We start from the raw sequence: 18,174 nt of genomic DNA, 5'->3' as shown, positions 1-18,174 counted from the left end.
AATTTTTTATTGAGTAGCCAAGAGTGAGCCTATCCATGATTTCGCAATCTATCTTCAAGGCGTATGACATCCGAGGCGTGGTCGGCAAGACGCTCGATATCGATGGTGCCCGTCTGATCGGCCGCGCGTTCGGCAGCGAGATTCGCGCTCAGGGCGGCGATGCCGTCGTCATCGGGCGCGATGGGCGTCTGTCCGGCCCGTCGTTGTCGGCGGCGCTGGCTGACGGGTTGCGCTCGGCGGGCGTCGATGTCGTCGACATCGGCATGGTGCCGACGCCGGTCGGTTACTTCGCCGCAAGCGTGCCGCTCGCGCTTCCCGGCGGTGAGCGCTCGGTCGATTCGTGCATCGTCGTGACAGGCAGTCACAACCCGCCGGACTACAACGGGTTCAAGATGGTGCTGCGCGGTGCCGCAATCTATGGCGAGCAGATTCAGGCGCTCCATAAGCGTATCGTCGATGGCGACTTCAGCGCCGGCGACGGCGGCTATTTCGAGTATGACATCGCGGACAAGTACATTGAACGCATCGTCGGCGACGTGAAACTCGCGAGGCCGATGAAGCTCGTCGTCGATACGGGCAACGGCGTGGCGGGCGGCTTGGCGCCGCGTCTTTTCAAGGCGCTCGGCTGCGAGCTCGTCGAGCTCTTCACGGAGATCGACGGCACGTTTCCGAACCATCACCCGGACCCGGCGCATCCCGAGAATCTGCAAGACGTCATTCGCGCGCTGAAGGAAACGGATGCCGAGATCGGCTTCGCGTTCGACGGCGACGGCGATCGTCTCGGCGTCGTCACGAAAGACGGGGAGATCATCTACCCCGATCGTCAGCTCATGCTTTTCGCGAGCGAGATCCTTTCGCGCAATCGCGGCGCGAAGGTCATTTACGACGTGAAGTGCACGCGCAATCTCGCAAAATGGGTTCGTGATCAAGGCGGCGAGCCGCTGATGTGGAAGACGGGGCACTCGCTCGTCAAGGCGAAGCTGCGCGAAACGGGCGCGCCGATCGCCGGCGAAATGAGCGGCCACGTCTTCTTCAAGGACCGCTGGTACGGCTTCGACGACGGTCTTTATACGGGCGCCCGGCTACTCGAGCTCCTCTCGCGTGAGAAAGACCCGAGCAAGACGCTCAACGATCTGCCGAATTCGCTCTCCACGCCCGAGCTGCAATTGAAGCTCGAGGAAGGCGAGAACTTCGCGCTGATCGCCAAGATGCAGAAAGAAGCGCGCTTTACGGGCGCGGACGACGTCATCACGATCGACGGCCTGCGCGTCGAGTATCCGGACGGCTTCGGTCTTGCCCGCTCGTCGAATACGACGCCGGTCGTGGTCATGCGCTTCGAGGCCGATAGCGCGGACGCGCTCAAGCGGATCCAGGAAGACTTCCGCCGCGTGATTCTCGCGGCGAAGCCTGACGCGAAGCTGCCCTTCTGAGGGCGGTCGCCGGTTACGGCGTGGTCGTGGCCGGCGCGGCGGCGGAGGCTGGCTCAGGTGCCGCCGCCGGGTTTGCCGCCGGCTGCGCCGGGTCGGACAGCTTGGTCGAGCTGACCGGCTGAGCCGTAAGCGTGGGCAACGCGGGAGCCGTGGCCGCCGCTGTCGTCACGGTAGCGGCCGCCACAGCCGTTGCGGGCGGCGTTGTCGGCGTCGATAGCGGCGCGGGTGCCGCTACGGCTGCCGCTGCTGCGCTTGCAGACGCCATCGTCGCTTGCTGCGCGGTTGCCGCTGGAGCGGCCTTCGTCTCCGGCGCTGTTGCCGTTGGCTGCGTTGCGGGTGGCGCCGTGACTGCCGAATGCGTCGCGGGCGCGGCGACCGCCGGCTGCGAGGCTGCCGCAGCGACCGCCGGCGTGGCGGGGGCCGCCGCAGGGCTTGCCGGAGGCGTTGCCGCCGCGGCGGGACCGCCGGGCAATTGTGCCTCCTTAATCGGCGTAGGCGCGACGCGCAGCGCCTTCGGCGCCGCGTGCAGGTAGTGGTCGACGTACTCGAAGAACTGCTTGTAGAACGTGCCCGCCTTGATCGTCTCGCTCGACACTTTCACCATCGAATCGCTGCTCGAACGGATCGGGAGCGAAACCGAGCCGAGCAGGCTGAAGCCGACGCTCGCCGACGTATCGCTTTTCTTCAGCGCGTAGCCGCTTTGCACGGCGTTTGCGTAGACGATGCTCGTACTCTCCGGGTCGTCGCCGGGCGTACAGACCACGTGAAACTCGACGGTGATGTGCTTGTCGCCGTTCGGTTGGAAGTCACGCGTGGCGTCGATCGTGTCGGGGCGCGTCGCCGTGGCGAGATAGCCCTGGTTCAGCAGCGCGCGGCGCGCGGCCTCGCAGGTCTGCGTGCTGTTCGCGTTGAACGTGCGCGAGAACGGGCTCGAGCCCGTCTCGAAGAATTCCTGCTGGGGCGACGGCGGCTTGGTACTCGAGCACGCGGCGAGCGCCCCCAGCGCAACAGCTGCCGCAAGCGGCAGCGTCACGCGCAAAAGGGAGGATCGATAGAGTTTCTGCATATTTCGTTAGACGTTTCTGATGCATTCGCGTCTGCGACGCGATGACGGCGACGAGCATTGTAAAGGGATTGGCCGGCGAACATTGAGGCGTTCGCATCGACACAAAAAGGGGTGCGTTTGCGTGTGATGCAGCCCTGAAGCGCGGAAAAACGCCTCAAGCAGGGTAGAATCGCGCGCTTGGACTGATTCCCGCGCGTTCTTGCGAATTTTCGCGCAGCGGTTGGACTTCTCCGCTCTCGGCGGTTCTGCCGCCGCGTTGCGTACCTTTCTTTTTTCTTTCGTTGTGCAAAAGATACTGATCGTCCGAGTGTCGTCGCTGGGCGACGTCGTCCACAACATGCCGGCCGTCGCGGATATCCGGCGGCGTTATCCAGGCGTGCAAATCGATTGGCTCGTCGAAGAGAGCTTTGCCGATCTCGTGCAGCTCGTTACGGGCGTCCATCGCGCGATTCCGTTTTCGCTGCGGCGCTGGCGCAAGCGGCTGCTGTCGCCCGCGACATGGCGCGAGATTGCGACGTTTCGCCGCGATTTCGCAGGCGAGCATTACGACCTCGTGATCGATTGTCAGGGCCTCATCAAGACGGCTTGGGTCGCGAGCTGGGCGCGCGGGCCGCTCGTCGGTCTCGGCAATCGGACCGATGGCGCCGGCTATGAATGGCCCGTGCGCTTCTTTTACGATCGGCGAGTGCCCATTGCCCCGCGCACGCATGTCGTCGAGCGTACGCGGCAACTCGTCGCGGCGGCGCTCGATTTGCCGCCGCCCACGCCCGAAGACGATATCGACTTCGGCTTCACTACCTCGCGGGCGGCGCTTGCGATCTCCGAGCTCGGCTTGAATCTTCCGGTGCCTTACGTCGCGTTCGTTCATGCGACTTCGCGCGCCGATAAGCAATGGCCCGAATCCGCGTGGATCGAGCTCGGTCGTGCGCTCGTCGCGCGCGGCGCTTCGCTCGTGCTGCCATGGGGCAACGAGGCCGAGCGCGCGACGAGCGAACGGCTCGCCAAGGAGTTCGGCGCTGCCGCGATCGTGCCGCCGCGGCTCTCGTTGCCGGCCGTCGTCGGTTTGCTCGATGGGGCCGCGGCCACCGTCGGCGTCGATACGGGGCTCGTCCATATCGCCGCGGCGCTGAAACGTCCGACGATCGAGTTGTACAATTTCGCGACCGCGTGGCGCACGGGCGGCTATTGGTCGCCTAACGTAATCAATCTCGGCGAGGGTGGCGCGTCGCCCAGTCTGCAACAGGTGAAGTCCGCGCTCGCCGGATTCGGCCTGCTCTAGGACGGCGCTCAATCGGACATGAACGAATCGCAAATCATCGAAGTTGCCGCGGGCGATTGGCAAGGGCAAGCGCTCTCGGTCCGTCGTGAGACGCTGCTTGCGGCGCTGGAGCGCGGCAAGGTGCTTTATTTTCCGAACCTGCGGTTTGCCATCGAAGGCGGCGAGGCGGCACTCCTCGATCCGGCGCTCGCGGATCCAGAGCGCAAGAACATCAGCCTCGAGCCGAAGGGCGGCGCGTTGCGCGGCGTGATCGGCGATGCGGACAGGCAATCGGCCGTGCGCGCGCTGGTCACACGCTACCAGGACCGTGCGCTTTCGCTCGTCGACGGTCTCTTCCCCGAGTACCGCGGCAAGCTTCGAGCGGCGCCGACGAGCCTGCGCCTCATGCAGGTCGAGACGCGCCATACCTCCTGGCGCAAGGACGATAGCCGCCTGCATGTCGATGCTTTTCCCTCCCGGCCGAATCGCGGCGAGCGGATTCTGCGCGTGTTCGCAAACATCAATCCGCATGGCACGCCGCGTGTGTGGCGCGTCGGCGAGCCGTTCGAGCAGATGGCCAAGCGTTTCTTGCCGCGCATCAAGCCGCAGCTCCCGGGCACGGCGTGGCTGCTCGAACAGCTTCACATCACGAAGTCGCGCCGCAGCGAGTACGACCATCTGATGCTTCATCTGCACGATTCCATGAAGGCCGACCTCGACTACCAGAAGTCGAGCCCGCAGCAAACGATGCCGTTTCCGCCGGGAAGCGTCTGGATTTGCTTCTCGGATCAGACTTCGCATGCGGCGATGTCAGGTCAATTCATGCTCGAGCAGACCTTTTTTCTGCCGGTGCGTGCGATGGCCGAGCCCGAGTGTGCGCCGCTTGGCATCCTGGAGCGGCTCACGGGACGGGCGCTGGTTTGAGGATCGTTTATCGCATGCTCTGGTGGATCGTCGCGCCGCTCGCGGTGCTGCGATTGTTGATCCGTTCACGGCGCGAACGCGGCTATCGCGAGCATATCGGCGAGCGATTCGGCCGCACGCGCGGGCGTTCGCCTGATGACGATGCGCCGCTCATCTGGGTCCACGCGGTATCCGTTGGCGAAACGCGCGCGGCGCAGCCTCTCATCGAAGCGCTGATGAAAGCGCGACCCGATGCGCGCGTGCTTCTGACCCATATGACGCCGAGCGGCCGCGCGACGGGCGAGCAGCTTTTTGGCGACCGCGTTGCGCGCGCCTATCTGCCCTATGACATGCCGCGTGCGGTGCGCCGCTTCTTGCGGGCCTGGCGGCCCTCGCTCGGCATCGTAATGGAGACGGAAGTCTGGCCTACGCTGATCGACGAATGTCGTCGCGCCGATATGCCGCTCGTGCTCACGAATGCGCGAATGTCGGCGCGATCGTTCAAGCGCGCCGCGCGGTTCGGCAAATCGACGCGTGAAGTGTTCGGCGGTTTTGCGCGTGTGCTGGCGCAAAGTCCGTCCGATGCGGAGCGGTTGACGGCGCTTGGGGCGCGACAGATGGCCGTGCTCGGCAACTTGAAGTTCGATATGGCGACGCCGACGGAGCTGCTCGCGCGCGGGCGGGCCTGGCGCACGGCGATCGGTTCGCGGCCGGTGTGGGTGGCCGCGAGCACGCGAGAAGGCGAGGAGCCGCTCGTGCTCGATGCATTCGAAGCGCTCGCGACCAAAGGTTCGTTGTTGGTTCTCGTGCCGCGGCATCCTCAGCGGTTTGACGAGGTTGCCGATCTGGTTCAGCGACGCGGCCTGCGCTGCGTGCGGCGTTCGGCATGGGGTGGCGAGGCTGTTGCGGCGGCAGCGGCCGAGCGCGTTGCCGATGCGCCGTTGCCTGCCGATGTCGACGTCCTGCTCGGCGATTCAATGGGTGAGCTGGGCGCTTACTATGCGGCGTCGGATCTCGCGTTCATCGGGGGAAGTCTGTTACCGCTCGGCGGGCAGAATCTGATCGAAGCGTGCGGCGTGGGCGTGCCAGTGTTGATAGGGCCGCACGTCTTCAACTTTTCTCAGGCGACGGCCGATGCGGTCGTCGCTGGTGGGGCGCTGCAAGTCGAGGATCCCGCTGCGCTCGCGCGGGCGCTCGATCAGCTCTTTGCCGATCGGCCGCGACGCGTGGCGATGGGGGCGGCCGCGTCGGCTTTTGCCGCGCGGCATCGCGGGGCCACCGCGCGGACGGTGGAAGTGTTGTTGGCGCTGTTGGGAGACGGGTCAGCCGCTGAGGAGTAGGGCCTGCGGCCGAGCTCAGCCTCTTGCTGGGTCAATCCTAGACAACGCACGGCACGAGCGATTTCGATAACGAGACCCGGTTTGATCTGAAGCTTTTCGGCGTCCGCCAGCCCGAGATCCGCAAAGACGTTGCCCGAGCTCGCTTCAACGTCGATTCCTTTCACGCTGTGCTTTTTCATTTCTCAGACCTTCAGCAGCCCCTTCGTCTCAATGAAGGACACCACATCCGCTAGGCCGTCCTGCGCTTTCAGATTACACATGACGAATGGCCGCTCGCCGCGCATCTTTCGCGTATCCGATGCCATGACGTCGAGATTGGCGCCAACTAGTGGTGCCAGGTCAGTCTTGTTGATGACGAGCAGATCCGACTTCGTGATGCCCGGGCCGCCTTTGCGCGGAATCTTCTCGCCGCCCGCCACGTCAATCACGTAGATCGTCAGATCCGAAAGTTCAGGGCTGAACGTCGCCGCCAGATTGTCGCCGCCCGATTCGATGAAGACGATGTCGGCGTCGGGAAAGCGCGCGAGCATTCTGTCGACGGCTTCGAGGTTGATCGATGCATCTTCTCGAATCGCCGTATGCGGGCAGCCACCTGTCTCGACGCCCATGATGCGCTCAGCCGGCAAGGCGCCGGCGATCGTCAGCAGACGTTGGTCTTCCTTCGTGTAGATGTCGTTCGTGATCGCGACGAGGTCGTACTGATCGCGCATCGCCTTGCACAGCATTTCGAGCAGCGTCGTTTTGCCGGAGCCGACGGGCCCGCCCACACCGACGCGAAGCGGCGGCAATTTTTTCGTTCTCATTCAGCGATACCTCTCTTCTAAGACTAAGACCGGAAAAGCCGCGAGTATTGCGACTCGTGCCGCGCCGACAGCACGCCAAGCATCGGCGCAAATGTATTGATCCGGTCGGGCGGCGTTTCGAGTGCGCGGGCCACGGCGCTATCGATCGGGTCGCGCAACGCGACGATGATGCGCTGTCCCGCCATCTGACCCAACGGCACAGCCTTCAGCGCGGCGGCAGCTTGATTTTCCACCCAATTGAACGCATAGGCGGCGAGGGCGGCTGGTGCTTCGATAGCGTGCGCGGCGACAGCGAACGCAAAAGCAGTTGGCTGAGCGACGGGCGACAACGCAGCGAGCGTTTCCCTGCGCTCGGCATTGCCCCACTCGAGCGATAGGCAAAGCTGCTTCATCGACCATCCCATTTGCTCCGTTTCGCGCCTCAGCTCCGCAGATTCGCGGCTGGCAAGAAACGCAGCATCGGCAGAAGCGATTGCACCTACTTCGAGTCGATTCCAGCGTTCGATCTGATGTGCGAGAAACGGCAACTCACAGCGCGCGAGCACGTTCGTCAAGCCGCTTTCGATCCATGCGCGCGCGCTTTCGGCGTCGGTGACCCATTGTGCATCGATCGCCGATTCGAGGCCCTGCGAGTAGCTGAAGGCGCCGACCGGCAGCGCGGGCGACGCAAGATGCAGCAGGGCAGTCAGTTCAGCGATGCGCATGACCGTCGTCGTGCTCGCCGTGATGGTGCGTGCAGCCGTGATCGTGATCATGACAATGAGCGTCGCCATGATGATGGTGATGCCCATGTCCGTGATCGTGGGCATGGCCGTGTTCGTGCGCATGACCATGCTCATGCCCGTGGTGTTCCTCGAACACCTGCTGCGCGATAGCATAGTCTTCGTGGAACGTCGCATCGTGACCATGCCGATGCCCGCCGCCGTATGCGCCTGATTCAGGCTGGAATGGCAACGACGCGGTTTCCACCCGTGCCCCGAGCCGCTTCAGCATTTCTTCAAGTACGGGATCCGCCTCGAGCTTCAGGTAGTCCGCGCCGACTTCGACCGGTGTATGACGGTTGCCGAGATGGTAGGCGGCGCGCGTGAGCGTCAACGCATCGGGCGCGCGGACGAGAAGCACCGATTCGTTGGCGGCGGCGACGCGCACGAGCCCGCCATCGTCGGCAACGAGCACGTCGCCGTCGGCGAGCACGGTGCCGCGCGGCAGCACGAGCGCGACTTCCTCGCCGTTGTCGAGCGAGGCGGCGAGGCGGCTCTTGCAGCGTGCGTCGTAGGCGAGGGTCAGCGTCGGCGCGCGCGCGACGAGCGAACGGGCGATGACGGTGGGAGCGATGCGTTTATCGATCGTGCGCATGACTGAAACGAAGCTTAGGACTCAGAACAAAAAATAGCGCTGCGCCATCGGCAACACTTTGGCCGGCTCGCAGGTGAGCAACTGACCGTCCGCCACCACTTGATACGTTTCGGGATCGACACTGATCGACGGCTGCCACGAGTTGTGAATCATGTCCGCCTTCGATATGTCGCGGCAGCCGCGCACAGGCACGACGACTTTGTTGAGGCCGTACCGTTCGGCAATGCCGGCATCGGCCGCCATCTGCGAAACGAACGTCAGCGAAGTACGCCCAAGCGCGCCACCGCGTGTAGCGAACATCTCCCGATAGTGAACGGGCTGCGGCGTTGGGATCGAGGCATTCGGATCGCCCATCTGCGCGAGCGCGATCATCCCGCCCTTCAGGACGAGCGTCGGCTTGATCCCGAAGAACGCCGGCTCCCAGAACACGAGGTCGGCCCATTTGCCGGCCTCGATCGAACCCACTTCATGCGCGATGCCGTGCGTGAGCGCCGGATTGATCGTGTACTTGGCCACGTAGCGCTTCGCTCGAAAGTTATCGTTGCGCGAGCTGTCTTCCTGTAGCGCCCCACGTTGCACCTTCATCTTGTGCGCGGTTTGCCAAGTGCGGATGATGACCTCGCCGACGCGTCCCATCGCCTGCGAATCCGACGAAAGCATCGACAGTGCGCCGAGGTCATGCAGGATGTCCTCGGCCGCGATCGTTTCACGGCGAATCCGCGATTCGGCGAACGCGAGATCCTCGGCGATCGAAGGATCGAGATGGTGGCAGACCATCAGCATGTCGAGGTGCTCGTCGAGCGTGTTGATGGTGTAGGGCCGCGTTGGATTCGTCGACGACGGCAGCACGTTCGCCTCGCCGCAGACCTTGATGATGTCGGGCGCGTGGCCGCCGCCGGCACCTTCGGTGTGATAGGTGTGAATCGTGCGACCCTTGAAGGCGGCCACCGTCGCTTCGACGAAGCCGGCCTCGTTGAGCGTGTCGGTGTGGATGGCGACTTGCGTGTCGGTCGAGTCGGCCACGGACAGGCAATTGTCGATCGCCGCCGGCGTCGTGCCCCAGTCTTCGTGCAGCTTGAGCCCGATGGCGCCGGCCTTGATTTGCTCGACGAGCGGATCGGGCAGGCTCGCGTTGCCCTTGCCGAGGAAGCCGAGGTTCATCGGCCAACCATCGGCCGCCTGCAGCATGCGCTCGAGGTGCCAGGGGCCGGGCGTGCAGGTCGTGGCGTTCGTGCCCGTGGCGGGCCCCGTGCCGCCGCCGAGCATCGTCGTCACGCCCGATGCGAGCGCTTCGTCGATTTGCTGGGGACTGATGAAGTGAATATGGGTATCGACGCCGCCCGCCGTCACGATCAACCCTTCGCCGGCGATCACCTCCGTCGCCGCCCCGATCGCGATCGTGACGCCAGGCTGAATGTCGGGATTGCCGGCCTTGCCGATCGCGGCGATGCGGCCGTTCTTGATCGCGATGTCGGCCTTGACGATGCCCCAATGATCGAGAATCACCGCATTCGTTACGACGGTGTCGGCCACTTCGGCCGCGACGCGCTGCGATTGCCCCATGCCGTCGCGGATGACCTTACCGCCGCCGAATTTCACTTCCTCGCCGTAGACGGTGAAGTCGCGCTCGATTTCGATCAGCAGCTCGGTATCGGCGAGCCGGATCCGGTCGCCCGTCGTGGGGCCGAACATTTCCGCGTAGGCGCGGCGATCGATGCGAAGAGTCATGATGTTTCGGTGTCCGAAAGGATAAGCGTCGGGCTTACAGCGCGTGTGTCGGCAGGGCGATGCGGTGCGGCGGCGGTCGGTCGCGGGCGCGAGAACGCCTCAGAGCGGGCCCATCACCTTGCCGTTGAAGCCATAGACAGTGCGGTCGCCGGCCAATGCGACGAGTTCGACCGTGCGCTCCTGACCCGGCTCGAACCGCACGGCCGTGCCGGCCGCGATATTGAGCCTGAAGCCGCGCGCCCGCTCGCGATCGAAGGAAAGAGCGGCGTTCGCCTCAAAGAAATGGAAATGCGAGCCGACTTGCACGGGGCGGTCGCCCGTGTTTGCAACGACCAGCACGACCGTTTCGCGGCCGGCATTGAGCTCGATTTCGCCGGGCTCGGTCAGGATTTCGCCAGGGATCATAGGACCTCACCTCGCACGCTTACGGAATCGGATGGTGGACGGTCACGAGTTTTGTGCCGTCGGGGAACGTTGCTTCGATTTGAATATCGGGGATCATTTCGGGCACGCCTTCCATGACGTCGTCGCGCGTGAGCAGCGTCGTGCCGTAATGCATGAGCTCGGCGACAGTCTGGCCGTCGCGCGCCGCTTCCATCAGCGCCGCCGTGATGAATGCGACGGCCTCCGGGTAATTGAGCTTGAGCCCGCGGGCCTTGCGGCGCTCGGCCAGCAGCGCCGCCGTGAAGATGAGCAGCTTGTCTTTTTCGCGTGGTGTGAGCTTCATCGTTTTACCTGCTTGCCGAGCGGTGCTCGAGCGCGGTTGCCGTTCCGTTACTGGACGAATTTCTGCAATTCTATGCTCTGCGGCGATCCGAACATTTGCTCGGCCGGGCCGCTCTCCCAGACGCGCCCTTGATGCATGAAGACGACGGTATCGCTCACGCGGCGCGCGAAGCGCATTTCGTGGGTGACCATGATAAGCGTCATTCCCTCGCTCGCCAATTGCTCGACCACGCCGAGCACTTCGCCGACGAGTTCCGGGTCGAGCGCCGACGTGATTTCGTCGCACAGCAGCAATGAAGGCTCCATGGCAAGCGCCCGCGCAATGGCGACGCGCTGCTGCTGGCCGCCCGAGAGCTGGCTCGGGTAGGCGTCGAACTTGTCGCCGAGGCCCACGCGCTGAAGCATTTGCTCCGCGCAAGCGTGTGCTTTCGCGCGCGGCGCTTTCTTGACGACGGCTTGCGCGAGCATGACGTTCTCGCCGGCGGTCAGGTGCGGGAAGAGATTGTATTGCTGGAACACCATGCCGACCTTGAGCCGCAAGCGCCGCAGGTCCGCATGGCGGGCATCGATGCGTTCGCCGTCGATATCGATCGATCCCGAATCGATGCTTTCGAGCCCGTTCAGCGTGCGCAGGAGCGTGCTCTTGCCCGAGCCGCTGCGGCCGATGATCGTGACCACTTGGCCTTTTTCGACGTTCAGGTCGATGCCCTTCAGGACATGGGCCGAGCCGAACTGCTTATGGAGCGCGGTGACTTCAACGAGCGACATTGAGTTTTCTCTCCAGCGCACGGGCCGTGCGCGACAGCGGATAGCAGAGTGCGAAGTAAATGAGCGCGACGCAGCCGTAGACGAGGAACGGGCGGAACGTGGCGTTCGAGATCACCGTTCCCGCCTTCGTGAGCTCGGTGAAGCCGATGATCGAGACGAGCGCCGTGTCCTTCACCGCTTGCACCGAAAAGCCGACCGTCGGCGCGATGGCGATTCGAAAGGCCTGCGGAAGGATCACATGCCTCAATTGCTCGAAGTAGTTCATCGCGAGGCTTGCGGAAGCTTCCCATTGCCCGCGCGGGATCGCTTCGACGCAACCGCGCCAGATTTCGGCGAGGTAAGCGCTCGTGAAGAAAGTGAGACCAAGTGTTGCGGCCACCCATGGGTCGACATCGAGTCCGATGAGTGGCAGTCCGAAGAACACTACGAAAAGCTGCATCAACAGCGGCGTGCCCTGGAAGATTTCGATGTAAATCTTCGCGGCACTGCGCAGCGCGAACGACGGGGACACGCGTGCGAGCAGCAGCAGAAAGCCCGCTATGCCGCCCGAGGCGAAGGAGACGAGCGAGAGCAGGACCGTCCAGCGCGCGGCGAGCAGCAGGTTCTCGAGGATTTGCGTGAGGCTGAACTCGATCATTGTGAACCTCGCAGAAAGAGCCGCCGGCCTGCGATATTGAGCAGGGCACGCACGACGACGGCAAGCCCGAGATAGGCCACGGTAATCGCGAGATACGTTTCGAACGCCCGGAAATTGCGCGACTGGATGTAGCTCGCCGCATAGGTCAGATCGGGTACCGAGATCTGCGAGACGACGGCCGAGCCGAGCATGACGATGACGATCTGGCTCGAAAGAGCCGGGAACACCTTTGCGAGAGCCTGGGGCAGCACAACATGCCGATAGGTTTGCGCGGGCGTCATGGCGAGCGAGGCCGCGGCTTCGAGATGTCCGCGCGGCACTGCGGCCACGCCTGCGCGAATGATCTCCGTGGCATAGGCGCCGAGGTTCAGCGTCATCGCAATGACCGATGCGGAGATCTCATCGAGCCGTAGACCGAGCGCCGGAAGCCCGAAAAAGACAAAGAACAGTTGGATGATGAACGGTGTGTTGCGAATCGCTTCGACGTAGGCTGACGCGATCGCGCGCAACGGGGCCGAGCGCGCGTCGCGCGCGGCGGCCCCGCCGATGCCGATCGCGACGCCGAGCACTGTCGAGGCCGCCGTCAGCCCGAGCGTGAAGGCCGCCCCGCGCGCGAACATGCCCGCGTATTGCGCGAGGTCGCCGAATTGCAGCGCGTAGCTCATTACAGCGAAGCCGGCAGCGGCTGGCCGAGCCACTTCTTCGAGATCGCGTCGAGCGTGCCGTCGTGTCTTGCGTTGGCGATCGCGGCGTTGACCTTTTCGAGCAAACGCGTTTCGTTCTTGTTGAGACCCACGTAGCAGGGCGAGCTCTTGATGACGAACTTCGGCTCCGGCAGGCGCGGCGGCTTCTTCGCGATGATGGCGGCGGCCACGACGTTGCCGGCGGCGATCAGCTCGACCTGTCCCGAGAGGAATGCGGCGATCGTGGCATTGTTGTCGTCGAAGCGCTTGATCGTTGCATTGGGGGCCATCTGAGTCAGCGCGACTTCTTCGAGCGCGCCGCGCGTCGCGCCAACCGTCTTGCCCGTCAGATCGGCTGGGCTCGCGACCTTGACGTCGGCCGGGCCGAATACGCCCTGATAGTAGGGTGCGTAGGCTTGCGAGAAATCGATGACCTTCTCGCGCTCGGGCGTCTTGCCGAGCGAGGAGATGACGAGATCGACCTTGTTCGTCGTCAGATAGGGAATCCGGTTCGCGCTGTTGACGGGCACCAGTTCGAGCTTCGCGTTCAGCGACTTCGCGAGCACGCCGGCCATGTCGATGTCGTAGCCCTGCGGCTTCATATCGGTGCCGACCGATCCGAACGGAGGATAGTCCTCGGGTACGGCGACACGCAGGACGCCGCTCTTCGTGATGGTGTCGAGCGCATCGGCTTGGGCGTTCTGACTCGACGTCGCGGCGACCACGGCGACGGCGGCGACGAGCGCGGCAAAGGCGCGCCCGATGAAACGTTGCTTCATGGAATGGTCTCCTACGCGGCCACTCGCGCCGCGGGAAATGCGACACCGTCCGTAGCCGATTTGAGCGCCGGATTGAGCAAGGGCTATGCCAACGTCCCCAGCAACTGGTCTGGCCTGTCAGGCCCTTCCTGAATCAGCCGGCGAGAGCATTGAGTGCACCGAATTGGGACGTGTGTACCGATATCCGCTTCATTGTGGTGCTTTCATGCCCCGTTGCATGGCGTTTTGAGGCGGCTTAGGTCGCCCAAAGGCGCAGCGGGCGAGCGGCGACACCATGAACGATGGGCCGCAGCGCGGTCCAGCATTGGTGCATGAGCTGCTGCAACGGCTCCATCGACGAGGCGAGCACGCGCACGAGCAGCACCCCGCCGGGCAGCGCTGTCGCGCCTGCGCGCAGCGTTGATTCGAACGGCAACTGCTCGGCTAAGGTTTCCGCGAGCTCCGGCGTGCAGGCCGCGCCGACTGCCCATAGCGTGCCGAAGGCAGCGAACCCGGCCAGGCCTTGGGGCGCATCGCGCAGCGAATCGTGTGCGTCCAACTGGGCGCGTTCATGCCATAGGAGCGAGCTGTGGCCGTCGTTTTTTAGTGCGAGGGAGGTGAGGGAAGTCAGCTCGCCGTTGGCCCACCGTTCTCCGGCCGCTTGCCGGCCGAGCTGCATCGCATCCCAGCCAATGGCCGTTGCCCCCGGTGCGATGGTGAGGGCGAATTCGAGGTCGGCTCGCGCATCGTCGAAGACGATGTTGTTCTGCGGCAGCCAATCGAGCTTTCCGTTTGCGGCTACGTCGATTTGGATTTTTTGCGCGGCCCGTTGCCCGTTGGCCTTGTACCACTTCGTCGCGCCCGGTGTCGTCAAGACCGCGTGTGCGGCTTCCCCCACATCGATGTCGATGACGAGTCGGTCGCCGCCGGCCACGCCGCCGGGCGGATGGACGATCACCGCATGGCAGATCCCATCGCCTTCGGGGTAGAGCGGCCGCTGCACGAGCAGCGGGCCGCGATGGAGGCGCTTCGATAACGTCGTGCGATCGGCATTACGCGTGAAGCGGAGCTCGAGGCTGGCGTCCCAGCTGTTCGCGGGTATCGATTGCGCGCTGGAAGGCTGCGGTGAGGCAGCCGGGGAGGGCGCGCTGACAAATGAGTTCTGTTGGGGTGAAAGCATCGACGGGAAAAGCGGCAACGGGGGCTGTGCCGCGAATCTACACGAACGGCGCAGTCGAGGCCAGTTCTCTCACCCAATCCGCATCGCCCCTGTTGATGCGGGCCCGAGTCGTCCCTCCCGTTATTTCGTCCTAGTTTGATCGCACTAGAAGATCGCGATAGCGTTCGCGGCGCATCGTTCGCCTCGTTCACATGCGATCGCTTCATGCGTATCGCATATGCGCAATTGGAGCGATTCGATACGAACAGAGGCAATAACAAAGCAAGAGAGTAGGCGATGCAGAACCGAGTTAAAGAACGGGCTAACAAGAACATGACCGAATCGAATCAAGGCACTGTTGCATCGCCGGACGAGGCCGGAAAAAGGATGCCGCCGCGGATCCTGGTCGGCACTGCGGAGGGCGTCACGCTCTTCGACATGGACAGTGAACTGATCTGCGTCAAACAGATGCCTCTGCCTGGCGTCGTTATTTTCGTACACGGTGTGAACTCCGAAGGCGAGTGGTACACCGCCGCTGAGGAGGGTCTCTGCAAAGGGCTGAACCGGCGGTTGGGCCGCTTGGACGGTCAGCTGGCTTATACGGGCGTCAAGGCCGGGCAGATGGCGCCGGTCAGCTATATCGAGAGTTTGACACCCGACGGCTATGTCAATCCAAAGATGTGGGCTGAGACCTATATCAAGCCGGATCCGTCGTTCTCTCCGGTCATCCATTTCCGTTGGGGCTACAAAGCGAACAAGCAGGATCTCAAGGACTACGGCGCGAACCTGTTTCTCAACGAGCACAACTATTGGGGCGGCGGCCCGTTTGCGAATGGCTGCTCGAGCCTCGCGGATCTATGGAGCCCCGGACTCGACGATCGGATCTTCGGCTGGCTCACGGTGCAGGCGTTGAATTCGACGCCGCGTCTGATCTATCAAACGCCGCCGCGCGCCTACATGGTGATGGCCGCGCTGCGGCTCGCGAAGCTGATCAAATCGATACGAGAGAAGCAGGCCGATGTGCCGATCACCGTCGTCTGTCACAGCCAGGGCAACATGATCGGGCTGGCGGCCGCCTTTCTCGGTGACAGGATGTCCGAAGTGACTGACCCGTGGGGCAAGGCCGGTAGCTGTGTGGCGGACGCCTACGTGTTGGCCAATGCGCCGTACAGCCTCGTCGAGAAGCTGGGCATGGAGAACTGGGCGCAGCGCACGGTGCGCGACGCCGATGGCAACCGCGGCCGCGCGACGTTCAACGCTCGGGCTGACACGTTGAAAGCGTTCTTCGAGATATTGCGCAAGCGCGCCGCACTGGAGCCCGATGCGCGCGAACTCGATGAGGACATGGGCAACAAACGGCCGTCCGCGAAAGGCAAACCGTATAGCGCCGGCGATGATCGCACCAGTCACGGCCTGAATGGCCACACGCTTGGCCGCGTGACGCTCTACTGTTGCCCGCACGACCAGGTGATTTCGGCAACGACCGTGCAAGGGATCGGCTGGCGCGGCATGAGCGCAGAGGAGATCGAGCGGACCGGCGGTCATGGCGTCTTCACGCAGCGCGTGTTCGCATCGGGGTGGTTAGTCGGAAAGGATCCAGCTGACAGCCCTACGTATCGCTATTGGGAAGACGACTGGCGGGCGACGGTGAACCGGAGCAAGGGATTCTGGTATCCACCCTCGCCGAGCGCCGAGTTCGGGCTCTACCGCGCATTGAACGCGAACGAGAATCCGCTTGCCGCGCTGGGTACGTTGGCAACGGCGCCGCTTCTCTATTTCGCGCGGCTCATCGCGAAGCCGCGCATCAATGCGGATCCACCAGAGAACTGGACCATCCCTGTAACCGCTCCGAAGCTGGACGAGCCGTTCGAGCCCGAGGCGATGCGTTATGGGAGGGTGTCGGAGATTGTCGTTGATGGCTTAAAGAGCCGGTTCAATGAGAGCTATGACCCGCCTTCGGCAGCACGCAACGCGCAAAAGCGCGAGGGTGATAAGGACGCCGACGACCCCTATGACACTTTCAGCTCGCGCAAACCTGAGATGCACGCGCAGGGCACGCAGGAAAGCGAGGCCGCGCAACGCTACGAGGACCATGCACTGATGCGGCAGGAGGCTCGCCGAAATGAGCGGCACGGTCGTACTAAAGGGTGGGTGAACGACGACGGCAAGGTGGCCGGCGAAGACAATCTGGCCAAGGCGACGATCGAATACAAAGCATGGCGTAACGGGCAGATCGGCAAGATCCTGAAGGAGGGCAGCAAAAACAATCCGACAAACCATTCGACGATTCTGACCAATCCGATGCATGCCAGGAAAGCGCTCGCATATGACATCGCGATCGGCCTTTGCTATCTGTCGGAGGATGACTGGTGGGCGCTTCGTATCGAGGCGGATTGGCGGTTCGGAAATGGTTTGAGCGACACCAATCCGGCCAAAATGTACTGGGAATACTTCGACATGGGGACTAAAAATGGCGTGCCGCTACATGACTGGGCACACAACGATCCTGAGGCCGTGAAGCCAGCCGAGATCGACGATCAGCGAGAGGGTGATTTGTTCCTGAGCGCGGGGGGTGTTGTATGAGTTCATTGATAGGCACTTGGCGCCGGCGGCTTTTGCTCGCAGTTGGTGCCACTTTGTTCACCTTCGCGATGACACTGGCCTGGATGCTTTACGCGGACTCGCGCGAGCCACAATACTTTACCGATGAGGACTTCATGAAGCGATTGGTGCATTTTCCTTTCTGGATGGGCGTATGTGTTTTGGCAGTGAGCACATTTTTTTCACTCGGCACATTCGATACAGCGAAAGCGCAAACAGTCGCGACGAAAGCCGGAGCCGTGGAGGCGGCCGAGCCGTTCGTTGCGCAAGTGGTAGGGATCGAGTGGTTAAATCCGCTCCAGCGTCGCGACTATCCAACGGAGTGGCAAATTTTATGGACGCTCGGTCTCGTCAAGCCGAACAAGAACGACGACATGGTGAGGACCGATCCTGCTAGTTTTACTTCGCTTCAGCCAGTTGCGGGAATCGCCTATGGCAACCGCGGCACGGAAACATTCAAAGGCTTCTACCACAAGTACGTTGACAAGCTTCTCGGGATTTTCGACGAAAGATATGTGATGAACGCGAAATACTTCTATACGGTCAAGCCAGATGACCGAAGGAAGTGGCGGGAAGTGGCCGGCATTCACGTCGAACTTGCGATCCCCTCTGATCGTCTCGATCCGGCCGAAGCGCAAACGTATCTAAGTAGTAGGATCATGAGGTACTTCGAAATCGGTAACAAGTCGTTTCCCGACCTCTGGAGCAAAGATACGCCACCCGACGTACGAATAACGCCGGGCGGCCCCAACGCGGGCTTCGCTTCGCTAAACGCCGCACTCGATTACCTCCAGGCGCACCCGCAGGAAAGCGTCTGGGTGATGAACTGGGACGCGCCGAGCTTTCCGCCGAAGGACAATCAACTCAACGAAAACATCGCGCTGCTGATCCTCGCCGGACCGCAGATGAAAACCGAGCGCGCGCCGCTCGCCTGGATCGGTAAAGCGGCGACCGGCAA

18 protein-coding genes and 1 pseudogene are annotated in these 18,174 nt (G+C 63.2%); 6 read left to right on the top strand and 13 right to left on the bottom strand.

What is annotated here, in order from left to right; all coding sequences use genetic code 11:
• Positions 1-35: 35 nt before the first annotated feature.
• Positions 36-1,430: a phosphomannomutase/phosphoglucomutase gene (locus tag B0G57_RS28640; protein ID WP_018442315.1), complete on the top strand. Its 1,395-nt coding sequence runs from the start codon at positions 36-38 to the stop codon at positions 1,428-1,430.
• Positions 1,431-1,443: 13 nt separating this feature from the next.
• On the opposite strand, the gene B0G57_RS28635 is transcribed toward B0G57_RS28640, so the two are convergent.
• Entirely contained in the window at positions 1,444-2,496 is a 1,053-nt protein-coding gene (locus B0G57_RS28635; protein ID WP_020566381.1) for a DUF2242 domain-containing protein, read from the bottom strand.
• 283 nt (positions 2,497-2,779) lie between these two features.
• On the opposite strand from B0G57_RS28635, the gene waaC reads away from it, so the two are divergent.
• Genes waaC through waaA form a run of 3 tightly spaced genes read left to right on the top strand, consistent with a single transcriptional unit; the run spans position 2,780 to position 5,997 of the window.
• Positions 2,780-3,775 carry a lipopolysaccharide heptosyltransferase I gene (waaC, locus tag B0G57_RS28630; protein WP_026229976.1) on the top strand — a complete coding sequence of 332 codons (996 nt, stop codon included), beginning with the start codon at positions 2,780-2,782 and terminating at the stop codon, positions 3,773-3,775.
• Positions 3,776-3,793: 18 nt separating this feature from the next.
• Positions 3,794-4,678 carry a Kdo hydroxylase family protein gene (locus B0G57_RS28625; protein ID WP_018442312.1) on the top strand — a complete coding sequence of 295 codons (885 nt, stop codon included), beginning with the start codon at positions 3,794-3,796 and terminating at the stop codon, positions 4,676-4,678.
• Positions 4,679-4,692: 14 nt separating this feature from the next.
• Complete coding sequence (waaA, locus tag B0G57_RS28620) at positions 4,693-5,997, top strand: lipid IV(A) 3-deoxy-D-manno-octulosonic acid transferase (protein WP_018442311.1); 1,305 nt, start codon at positions 4,693-4,695, stop codon at positions 5,995-5,997.
• A gap of 17 nt (positions 5,998-6,014) precedes the next feature.
• On the opposite strand, the pseudogene B0G57_RS28615 reads toward waaA, so the two are convergent.
• From B0G57_RS28615 to B0G57_RS28560, 12 genes and pseudogenes are all read right to left on the bottom strand, one after another.
• Positions 6,015-6,176, bottom strand: a pseudogene (locus B0G57_RS28615) (XRE family transcriptional regulator); the annotation flags it as partial.
• A gap of 3 nt (positions 6,177-6,179) precedes the next feature.
• Positions 6,180-6,800: an urease accessory protein UreG gene (gene ureG, locus B0G57_RS28610; RefSeq protein ID WP_018442310.1), complete on the bottom strand. Its 621-nt coding sequence runs from the start codon at positions 6,798-6,800 to the stop codon at positions 6,180-6,182.
• Between the two features lie 23 nt (positions 6,801-6,823).
• A complete protein-coding gene (locus B0G57_RS28605; protein ID WP_026229975.1) occupies positions 6,824-7,504 on the bottom strand; it encodes an urease accessory protein UreF in 681 nt (226 codons plus the stop codon).
• Positions 7,491-8,156 (bottom strand): urease accessory protein UreE, encoded by a 666-nt coding sequence (ureE, locus tag B0G57_RS28600; RefSeq protein ID WP_018442308.1) that lies wholly within the window; start codon positions 8,154-8,156, stop codon positions 7,491-7,493. The genes B0G57_RS28605 and ureE overlap by 14 nt, the downstream gene beginning before the upstream one ends.
• A 21-nt stretch (positions 8,157-8,177) precedes the next feature.
• Entirely contained in the window at positions 8,178-9,884 is a 1,707-nt protein-coding gene (gene ureC, locus B0G57_RS28595) for an urease subunit alpha (protein ID WP_018442307.1), read from the bottom strand.
• A 99-nt stretch (positions 9,885-9,983) separates the two neighbouring features.
• Complete coding sequence (locus tag B0G57_RS28590) at positions 9,984-10,289, bottom strand: urease subunit beta (protein WP_018442306.1); 306 nt, start codon at positions 10,287-10,289, stop codon at positions 9,984-9,986.
• Positions 10,290-10,308: 19 nt separating this feature from the next.
• Positions 10,309-10,611 carry an urease subunit gamma gene (gene ureA / locus B0G57_RS28585; RefSeq protein ID WP_018442305.1) on the bottom strand — a complete coding sequence of 101 codons (303 nt, stop codon included), beginning with the start codon at positions 10,609-10,611 and terminating at the stop codon, positions 10,309-10,311.
• 47 nt (positions 10,612-10,658) lie between these two features.
• Positions 10,659-11,378 carry an amino acid ABC transporter ATP-binding protein gene (locus B0G57_RS28580; RefSeq protein ID WP_018442304.1) on the bottom strand — a complete coding sequence of 240 codons (720 nt, stop codon included), beginning with the start codon at positions 11,376-11,378 and terminating at the stop codon, positions 10,659-10,661.
• Positions 11,365-12,015 (bottom strand): amino acid ABC transporter permease, encoded by a 651-nt coding sequence (locus B0G57_RS28575; protein ID WP_018442303.1) that lies wholly within the window; start codon positions 12,013-12,015, stop codon positions 11,365-11,367. Before B0G57_RS28575 ends, B0G57_RS28580 begins: the two co-directional genes overlap by 14 nt.
• On the bottom strand, positions 12,012-12,680 hold the full coding sequence (locus tag B0G57_RS28570; RefSeq protein ID WP_018442302.1) for an amino acid ABC transporter permease: 669 nt from the start codon (positions 12,678-12,680) through the stop codon (positions 12,012-12,014). Before B0G57_RS28570 ends, B0G57_RS28575 begins: the two co-directional genes overlap by 4 nt.
• Entirely contained in the window at positions 12,680-13,477 is a 798-nt protein-coding gene (locus B0G57_RS28565; protein WP_018442301.1) for a transporter substrate-binding domain-containing protein, read from the bottom strand. Before B0G57_RS28565 ends, B0G57_RS28570 begins: the two co-directional genes overlap by 1 nt.
• A gap of 235 nt (positions 13,478-13,712) precedes the next feature.
• Complete coding sequence (locus B0G57_RS28560; protein WP_018442300.1) at positions 13,713-14,636, bottom strand: urease accessory protein UreD; 924 nt, start codon at positions 14,634-14,636, stop codon at positions 13,713-13,715.
• 312 nt (positions 14,637-14,948) lie between these two features.
• Between B0G57_RS28560 and B0G57_RS28555 the strand changes: the two genes are divergently transcribed.
• Together B0G57_RS28555 and B0G57_RS28550 are read left to right on the top strand one after the other, a co-directional pair.
• On the top strand, positions 14,949-17,198 hold the full coding sequence (locus B0G57_RS28555; RefSeq protein WP_018442298.1) for a T6SS effector phospholipase Tle3 domain-containing protein: 2,250 nt from the start codon (positions 14,949-14,951) through the stop codon (positions 17,196-17,198).
• On the top strand, positions 17,195-18,174 hold a 980-nt coding region (locus tag B0G57_RS28550), incomplete at its 3' end, for a virulence factor (RefSeq protein ID WP_104489611.1). The genes B0G57_RS28555 and B0G57_RS28550, both read left to right, overlap by 4 nt.

It is taken from the genome of Trinickia symbiotica (genome assembly GCF_002934455.1).
Classification (GTDB): domain Bacteria; phylum Pseudomonadota; class Gammaproteobacteria; order Burkholderiales; family Burkholderiaceae; genus Trinickia; species Trinickia symbiotica.
The sequence above is the reverse complement of the archived record's forward strand: the minus strand, read 5'-3'. Positions and strand labels throughout refer to the sequence as shown.

What these genes read in the sequence shown, in the direction of transcription:
- B0G57_RS28640 (WP_018442315.1), top strand. Translation starts at nt 36, where the DNA reads ATGATTTCGCAATCTATCTTCAAGGCGTATGACATCCGAGGCGTGGTC.
- B0G57_RS28635 (WP_020566381.1), bottom strand. Translation starts at nt 2,496, where the DNA reads ATGCAGAAACTCTATCGATCCTCCCTTTTGCGCGTGACGCTGCCGCTT.
- B0G57_RS28625 (WP_018442312.1), top strand. Translation starts at nt 3,794, where the DNA reads ATGAACGAATCGCAAATCATCGAAGTTGCCGCGGGCGATTGGCAAGGG.
- waaA (WP_018442311.1), top strand. Translation starts at nt 4,693, where the DNA reads ATGCTCTGGTGGATCGTCGCGCCGCTCGCGGTGCTGCGATTGTTGATC.
- ureG (WP_018442310.1), bottom strand. Translation starts at nt 6,800, where the DNA reads ATGAGAACGAAAAAATTGCCGCCGCTTCGCGTCGGTGTGGGCGGGCCC.
- B0G57_RS28605 (WP_026229975.1), bottom strand. Translation starts at nt 7,504, where the DNA reads ATGCGCATCGCTGAACTGACTGCCCTGCTGCATCTTGCGTCGCCCGCG.
- ureE (WP_018442308.1), bottom strand. Translation starts at nt 8,156, where the DNA reads ATGCGCACGATCGATAAACGCATCGCTCCCACCGTCATCGCCCGTTCG.
- ureC (WP_018442307.1), bottom strand. Translation starts at nt 9,884, where the DNA reads ATGACTCTTCGCATCGATCGCCGCGCCTACGCGGAAATGTTCGGCCCC.
- B0G57_RS28590 (WP_018442306.1), bottom strand. Translation starts at nt 10,289, where the DNA reads ATGATCCCTGGCGAAATCCTGACCGAGCCCGGCGAAATCGAGCTCAAT.
- ureA (WP_018442305.1), bottom strand. Translation starts at nt 10,611, where the DNA reads ATGAAGCTCACACCACGCGAAAAAGACAAGCTGCTCATCTTCACGGCG.
- B0G57_RS28580 (WP_018442304.1), bottom strand. Translation starts at nt 11,378, where the DNA reads ATGTCGCTCGTTGAAGTCACCGCGCTCCATAAGCAGTTCGGCTCGGCC.
- B0G57_RS28575 (WP_018442303.1), bottom strand. Translation starts at nt 12,015, where the DNA reads ATGATCGAGTTCAGCCTCACGCAAATCCTCGAGAACCTGCTGCTCGCC.
- B0G57_RS28570 (WP_018442302.1), bottom strand. Translation starts at nt 12,680, where the DNA reads ATGAGCTACGCGCTGCAATTCGGCGACCTCGCGCAATACGCGGGCATG.
- B0G57_RS28565 (WP_018442301.1), bottom strand. Translation starts at nt 13,477, where the DNA reads ATGAAGCAACGTTTCATCGGGCGCGCCTTTGCCGCGCTCGTCGCCGCC.
- B0G57_RS28560 (WP_018442300.1), bottom strand. Translation starts at nt 14,636, where the DNA reads ATGCTTTCACCCCAACAGAACTCATTTGTCAGCGCGCCCTCCCCGGCT.
- B0G57_RS28555 (WP_018442298.1), top strand. Translation starts at nt 14,949, where the DNA reads ATGACCGAATCGAATCAAGGCACTGTTGCATCGCCGGACGAGGCCGGA.